Origin of the sequence: Micromonospora sp. CPCC 206060 (assembly GCF_036906895.1) — a bacterium.
Taxonomy (GTDB): domain Bacteria; phylum Actinomycetota; class Actinomycetes; order Mycobacteriales; family Micromonosporaceae; genus Micromonospora.
Window position 1 is genome coordinate 1 of record NZ_JBAKHU010000217.1, and the last position, 1,487, is coordinate 1,487.

Below are 1,487 nucleotides of genomic sequence, written 5' to 3' on the forward strand. Positions count from 1 at the left end.
TGGGTCGTGGTCTGTACGACGTGTTCCCGGTGTTCGCCTCGGCGTTCGATGCGGTGTGCGTTGCGCTTGACCCGCTGTTGGGCGTGTCTCTGCGTGATGTCGTCTTCGACGGCGCGGGGGATCTGGATCAGACGGGGTTGACCCAGCCGGCGGTTTTTGCGGTTGAGGTGGCGTTGTTCCGCCTGGCGGAGTCGTTCGGTGTGAAGCCGTCGGTGTTTGTGGGTCATTCGGTGGGTGAGATCGCGGCTGCGCACGTGACGGGTGTGCTGTCGCTCGCTGATGCGGCGAAGCTTGTGGCGGCTCGTGGTCGGTTGATGCAGGCTCTGCCGGCTGGTGGGGTGATGGTGTCGGTGCAGGCCACCGAGGCCGAGGTGTTGCCGCTGCTGGCCGGCCGGGATGACCAGGTGGGTGTGGGTGCGGTCAACGGCCCCACCTCCGTGGTCCTCTCGGGTGCGGAAGCAGCGGTGGAGGAGATCGCCGAACACTTCCGTGAGCTTGGTCGGAAGACGAAGCGGCTGAGTGTGTCGCATGCGTTCCATTCGCCGTTGATGGCGCCGATGTTGGACGAGTTCCGTGCCGTGGTTGCCGGCCTGTCTTTCACCGCTTCCGACATCCCGGTGGCTTCGACGGTGACCGGTGAGTTGACCACGGCGAGTGTGTGGGCGGATCCGGACTACTGGGTGGAGCACGTCAGGGCGGGTGTCCGGTTCGCCGACGCGGTACTGGCCAGTGGCGTCAGCATGTTCGTGGAGATCGGTCCGGACGCGATCCTGACCGCGCTGACTGGGCAGATCCTGGAGGAGGCCACCGCGATCCCGCTGGTCCGGAAGGATCGCGACGCCGAACTGACCTTCACCACCGCTCTCGGCAACCTGTGGGCGCGCGGCATCACCGTCGACTTCACCACCCTGCTGGCCGGTGGTCGTCGGATCGACCTGCCCACGTACGCGTTCCAGCACGAGCGGTACTGGCTGGAAGCCGCGCGGCGTACCGCCGGTGACGTTGCTTCCGTCGGGCAGACCGCGACGAACCACCCCCTCCTCGGCGCGGCGGTTGCTCTAGCCGACGAGGACCGGCTGCTGTTCACCGGCAGGATCGGGCTGGACACCCACCCGTGGCTGGCCGACCACGCGGTCGGCGGGACGGTCATCGTGCCCGGGGTGGCACTGGTCGACCTGGTCCTCCGGGCCGGCGAGGAGACGCAGAGCCGGCTGCTGGAGGAGCTGACGCTCCAGGCGCCGCTCGTGCTCCCCACCACCGGCGCGGTGCAGGTCCAGGTGTCGGTTGCCGCGCCGGACCCGTCCGGCCGGCGTGCCGTCACCGTCCACTCCCGTGGCGATGCCCACCTTGATGGGCAGGGCTGGATCACGCACGCCACCGGTGTACTCGCCGACGGGCAACCCCCGCAGTTCCAGCTCACCGAATGGCCTCCGGTTGGTGCGGAGGTGGTGTCGGTGGATGAGTTGTATGACGGTTTGGCTGCGGTG

At 68.1% G+C, this 1,487-nt stretch carries 1 protein-coding gene; it reads left to right on the plus strand.

Going from position 1 to position 1,487, the window contains the following annotated elements:
• Positions 1 to 53: 53 nt before the first annotated feature.
• A partial coding sequence (locus V6U90_RS33335) for an acyltransferase domain-containing protein (RefSeq protein ID WP_334445147.1) occupies positions 54 to 1,487 on the plus strand: 1,434 nt, incomplete at its 3' end.